At 47.6% G+C, this 5,828-nt stretch carries 5 protein-coding genes; 3 read left to right on the top strand and 2 right to left on the bottom strand.

Features of this window, described 5'->3' with window-relative positions:
* The first annotated feature begins 83 nt into the window (after positions 1 to 83).
* The 3 genes from ACLTOQ_RS14650 to ACLTOQ_RS14640 all read left to right on the top strand — a co-directional run bounded on the left by ACLTOQ_RS14650 (position 84) and on the right by ACLTOQ_RS14640 (position 3,590).
* Positions 84 to 1,442, top strand: a complete 1,359-nt coding sequence (locus tag ACLTOQ_RS14650) for a virulence-associated E family protein (RefSeq protein WP_055221981.1) — start codon at positions 84 to 86, stop codon at positions 1,440 to 1,442.
* Positions 1,443 to 1,709: 267 nt separating this feature from the next.
* Positions 1,710 to 1,877, top strand: coding sequence for a hypothetical protein (locus ACLTOQ_RS14645; RefSeq protein WP_164468434.1), 168 nt, complete (start codon positions 1,710 to 1,712; stop codon positions 1,875 to 1,877).
* A 72-nt stretch (positions 1,878 to 1,949) separates the two neighbouring features.
* Complete coding sequence (locus ACLTOQ_RS14640) at positions 1,950 to 3,590, top strand: recombinase family protein (RefSeq protein ID WP_055221983.1); 1,641 nt, start codon at positions 1,950 to 1,952, stop codon at positions 3,588 to 3,590.
* A gap of 198 nt (positions 3,591 to 3,788) precedes the next feature.
* Here ACLTOQ_RS14640 and ACLTOQ_RS14635 read toward each other — a convergent pair whose 3' ends face one another.
* Positions 3,789 to 4,811, bottom strand: coding sequence for a hypothetical protein (locus tag ACLTOQ_RS14635; RefSeq protein ID WP_055221986.1), 1,023 nt, complete (start codon positions 4,809 to 4,811; stop codon positions 3,789 to 3,791).
* 17 nt (positions 4,812 to 4,828) lie between these two features.
* Positions 4,829 to 5,035: a DUF6199 family natural product biosynthesis protein gene (locus tag ACLTOQ_RS14630; protein WP_334291862.1), complete on the bottom strand. Its 207-nt coding sequence runs from the start codon at positions 5,033 to 5,035 to the stop codon at positions 4,829 to 4,831.
* Between the last annotated feature and the right edge of the window lie 793 nt (positions 5,036 to 5,828).

Genomic DNA, 5,828 nt, shown 5'->3' with positions numbered 1-5,828 from the left:
CGTGGTCGCTGAGTATGGAAAAGAGGTGAGGAAGATTGAGCAGCGAATATCAGAGTTTACCGCTAGCCACCCGGCAGGCCGCCATGAGCGCAGCCGAAGCCTTAGCGCCGGAGCGGAGCGTTGATGAGGTGCGGGAAAGCCTGTCCGTCACCGAGAAGGGCCAGCCCGCCAACACCATCGGCAACTGCCGGACGGTGTTCTGCCATGACCCTCTCCTGCGTGGGGCGATCCGCCTGAACCTTTTGACTGACCGGGTGGACATTGTACAGGATTTAGGCTGGCGCAGGAATACCAGTGCCCTGACGGATACGGACGTGAAATATCTGCTTCTCTATTTTGAGCAGACCTATGGCCTGACCAGTGAGAAAAAGATGACGGCGGCGCTCTCCATCGTGGCGAATGAGAACTGCTACCATCCCATACAGGACGTGCTAAACGGCCTTGTCTGGGACGGGACGCCCCGCATCCGCTCCTGTCTCCATCATTTCTTAGGTGCGGACGAGAGCGACTATGTGGAGGAAATGCTGAAACACTTTTTGCTGGGGGCTATCCGGCGGGTATTCCGCCCCGGCTCCAAATATGAGGAAATGCTCTGTCTGGTGGGCGGTCAGGGGGCTGGCAAGTCCAGCTTCTTCCGCTTGCTGGCGATCCGGGACGAGTGGTTCAGTGACGACCTGAAAAAACTGGACGATGACAGGGTGTATCTGAAGCTGCAAGGACACTGGATTATCGAAATGTCGGAGATGCTGGCTACCAGCAGCGCCAAAAGCATTGAAGAAATCCGCTCCTTTATCAGCCGCCAGAAGGAAACCTACCGGACGCCCTACGAGGCCCAGCCCAAAGACCGGCTGCGGCAGTGTGTGTTCGGCGGTTCGTCCAACACACTGGACTTCCTGCCCCTTGACCGGGCCGGAAATCGGCGCTTTTTGCCGATCATGATTTACCCGGAGAATGCAGAGGTTCACATTTTGGAGGACGAGGACGCCTCCAGAGCCTATCTTTTACAGGTCTGGGCGGAGGCCATGACGATTTACCGCAGCGGCCACTACTCTATGAAGTTCAGCAAGTCCATCCAGCGCCAGCTGGTGGAGGTGCAGAAGGATTTCATGCCGGAGGACACCGAGGCCGGACAGATACAGGGCTTTCTGGAACACTACACCGGCAGCATGGTCTGCTCCAAACAGCTGTTCAAGGAGGCGCTGGGCCACACCTACGATGAGCCGAAGCGGTGGCAGCTGCACAATATCAACGAGATCATGAACACGGTGGTGACGGGCTGGAAACCATTCTCCAATCCCCGGATGTTCACCGGATATGGCAGGCAGAGGGGCTGGGAACGGGACGTTTCCGGCAACGAACTGCCCGGCAACGAAGATGGATTTGTGGAGCTGACCGAGGAAGAATGCTGCCAGCTGGAACTGCCGAAGGAGTGGATCGCATAAAATTAGCGGTCTGTTGCCGGGATGGTTGCCACTTGGTTGCCGGGTTTGTTGCCGGGGATTCTCCGGTCTGGATACGGAAAAAGCCTGTAAATAAGGTATTTTCTAATATCTATCTCTATCTCCGGCAACGAAAACAACGAGATTTTTCAAGAAAATTGATAAAGTAAGATTTGCAGGTCAGACGGTAGTTTACAGGTTTTCAGAGGTTCGTTGCCGGACTTCGTTGCCAGTGCTGCCGTCTGGCCTGCTACTCTATGGAGGTAGCCTATGGAAAAAAGCAAACAGCAGAAAAATAAAGTCCGTTTTGTGGTGGTGCGGGAGTTCTCCGGGGAGAAGTCCATGCGGGAAGCCTTTGAGCAGCTGATCGAGCGCCAGACCTGCGAACACTTCGAGGAATGGCTGGAACAGCGGGAAATGGCCGAAAACGCTGCGTAAAAACGGTTGATTCAGGGGCAGGGACATGGTACTATAATGGTATCGTGTCCCTGTTCATAGAAGGAGAACGCTATGAGCAGGAAAAAACAAGTCTATGAGAAAATCACCGCTCTCTACTGCCGCATCTCTCTGGATGACGGCGGCGACAACGAGAGTATGAGCATCAGCAACCAGAAAATCATGCTTCGGGACTTTGCTGAAAAGCATGGAATGTTCCAGTATGAATATTATGTGGATGACGGCTATACGGGCCGCAATTTCAACCGCCCTGCCTTCCAGCGCATGATCGCTGACATTGAGGCGGGGAAGATCGGCTGCGTCATCACCAAAGACCTATCCAGGCTTGGTAGGAACTATATTGAAGCTGGCAGCTATATCGAAATCTTTTTCCCCAAACACAATGTACGCTATATCGCCATCACGGACGGCGTGGACAGCCTGACCCGTCAGGAGATGGACATTACGCCCTTTAAGAATATCCTGAACGATATGTACAGCCGGGATATTTCTAAAAAGGTGCTGGCAGGCATCACCACCCGCTCCCGGCAGGGGAAGTTCTGCGGAGGGACGCCGCCCTTCGGCCTGATGCGTGACCCGGAGGACAAGGGGCATCTCATCATTGACCCTGAGACAGCGCCAATCATCCGCAAAATCTATGACTATGCCCTTGACGGGCTGGGCTGCATGAGGATTTCCAAACGTCTGATGGAAGAAAAAATCCCAATCACCCATGTCAAAGCCAACACGGAGTTTGACGCCAACTATTATTTCTGGGGCGGAGCCAGAATCAGTCACATCCTGAGAAATCCATTCTATAAGGGCGCACATTTGGTCTTTCGGACGCATCAGAAAGGCATCCGCTCCAACACCTATGACATTATTCCCCGTGACCAGTGGGAAGTGATCGAGGGCTGCCATGAGGCCATTGTGACGCCGGAGGAATGGGAACAGGTGCAGGAACTCATTGACCGCAGGCCGACCATTCAGGGGAATTCCTGCCCCTTTTATAATCTGTTCCACGGTCTGGTCTACTGCGCCACCTGCGGGAAGTCCATGCAGGTGCGGTATGAGAAAGTGGGCCGAACCGGGAAGAACCGCTTCACCGGCGAAATGCGGGAGCCGATTGACAAGGCGTACTATATCTGCCAGACCTACAACCGCATGGGCTGCAAGGTCTGTTCCAGCCACAAGATCGAGGCCAGGGATTTATACAATCTGGTGCTGAAAGACATTCAGGAACTGGCGGCGCAGGCTATGAAGGATGCCGATGCGTTCTACCAGCGGCTCAGCCGCCGGATGGAGCACCGGTATCTGGTGGACGCCTCCCAGACAGAAAAGGAACGCCTGCGGCTGGAAGCCCGAAATCAGGAAATTGACGGGATGTTCCTGAGCCTGTACACCGATAAGGCCAAAGGCATCCTGACCGAGCAGCGGTTTGTGAAGCTGACGGCGGCGCTGGAACAGGAGCAGGAATCCAACCAGAAACGCCTGCATGACCTGGCAATGATGCAAGGTCGTGCCGATGCGCAAGAAAGCGAAGTCCGCACTTTTATCAAGGAAATCCGGCGCTATGCCGCCATCGAGGAACTGGACGAGGCGGTGCTGAACCGGCTCATTAGCCGGATTCTGATTGGAGAAATCAAGAAGATTGATGGTCAGAGGACACAGGAGGTTAAGATTATTTACAATTTTGTTGGGGAAATGTCAAGGTAGAATTTAGACGCTAAATACTTTTAATTTATATCAAAAGTGATACAACAATTTTCTTTTAATGCTATCAGGCAATAAAGTTATTCCTTTGGCCAGAGTAAAAGGGATAACTTTATTTTGCTAAAGCATACTAAAAAGGGCGCGTTGCAGAAAATTATCCGCAACACGCCCTCTTCTATAAGTCCTTATGTCAAAATCAAATTATTGGTAATCTTGAATATTGGGATAAGCGGCACCGTTATTATGCGCGTAAGCTGCTTCAAAGTAGTCGAGGCTTTCAAAAGTAATGCCCTGATAGTTTCCGACATTCAACACATCAAAAGTTAGATTCAGAACATCACCAGCGGAATATTGGTCAAGAAGATTTCCTGCAAATTTCCATCCTATGTTTTCCTCATAAGTATCCTCGGTAAAATAAAATGTAGTCGCATCCTCAGTCGCATCATAACTAATGTCAATAATTATATCAGAGAAATGAACTTGATCTCCAGCATTAAAGTCTTTGAGATAATCTACAGTTTTTCCATCAGCAGGATTAATAAATTGAGCATTAAGTTGTGTCATATCAACAACCTCTGGAGGAAGAGAATTAAGTCTGTAAGATTCTGCAACAGAGAATTGATAAACTCTGTTATTATCCCCAAAGTAAAATCCATCTTCCGTCATAGGAACACTTGAACGAGCATTGGCATTGTAATAATGGGCATAATACAACTGCCATTTGTATGTCTCAGTTGAAACAAACTGTGCTTTCCATGTACCAGAACTGTCTCCTGCTTTCTTTGTATAAAACATATACTGATTTGTACCAGTAGTTGCTTGACTTACCGTATCACCAGAGGCATCTGACAAGATGAGTGCAATCTGTGTAAAAATATCGACAAAGATAATCCTATGTCCATGCATACGGATAGAACCAACGCTGTTATCTACTTCTGGACGAAAATAAACCTCAGGCCCCATATCACCCGTGTTATATTCTATGCTAGGTGAAACAAGATAGGCCCAACTACTATCCTTTTCACTCTGTCCATCGAGATCGATAAGCTTTTCCACATAATCTGAAAGGATAATCCAGCCAATCTTCCACCAATTCACTTTGCTTGCTTCAGCAGAAGAACTGATATTCTCGTTGTCGGCATAAGCAAAAGTAGTGTTAGAAAAACTTATGCACATAACCAAGGAAAGAGTAAGTGCAACAATCTTACGTGTTAGCTTTTTCATTAAAAGCCCCCCTTCTCTTATAAAACCAAAACAATAATGCAAATGATGGATGCAATAAAAAAGAATACTCCAGCAACCCGCATCAAACCAAGATATAAATCTGTAGGTTCACCGCCTTTTACAGAAAAGAAGTGTTCAATTTTCCATAAAAGTTCCGGCTTAAAAATCATAAAAAAACTTAATAGAAGCAAAAGGATAAGCCATATGTTATCTATGTATAACACTTCCTTTCTGCTAATACTGAAAATTCAAATAAAAAAGCGCATAAGTAGACAAATAATCATGCCTAACTTATGCGCAAATAGAAACAATTTTAATTCTAAGCCTCCAAAGCTGGCAGCGTCGGTAAAAATGCTCCATTATTAAGTTAGGCAACTTAACCTTAAAACAAATCATCGGTCTTACCTCCCAACAATATAAATTTCGACTTTTCACTTTTATTTTATCACCTAAAGCAGAACTTGTCAATGAATTTGTCTAAAATAAGTCGATTTTCTTTTTTGATTATGTGCATTTTTAACTAATAGAAAGAAAGTTGTATTGAGGGCGATTGGTGTTCCTTATTCCATATGTCGGAACTGTATGAAGTGAAAATAGTTTATCCGTTGAAGAGTCACTCCACAGGTTATGCTTGATTCTTTCAAAGTTATGTTTCTATAATATGCATCCGTACTGTCATATTATAATTCACATTATTGGATAATATAAATTGACAAGTATAAGATAAACAGACAAGGAGTCGCTGCCACCCGTAAAACGGGTGGCTCGGGACGCAGGCTTTAAGCCCACTCTACTTGGCCGCGCCTCAAGGCGCTAGCTTTCTCTTTTAGGCTATACTAAAGTTTTTATTTCCCTGGTACAACCGGGGATTTTTTTGCTTCAAGCCGCCAATTAGAACGGCAGCCACAAAGATTTTTCTTTGCGGCTGCCGTTTTCTTGAATTCATCACTTGACAATGTGGCAAAGAGCTGATGAGCCAGGACGAGCTGGCAGTTATGGATGGCGGCAAGTGCATCT

The organism is Gallintestinimicrobium sp., assembly GCF_046968865.1.
Classification (GTDB): domain Bacteria; phylum Bacillota; class Clostridia; order Lachnospirales; family Lachnospiraceae; genus Gallintestinimicrobium; species Gallintestinimicrobium propionicum.
This window is presented reverse-complemented; position numbering and strand designations above follow the sequence as displayed.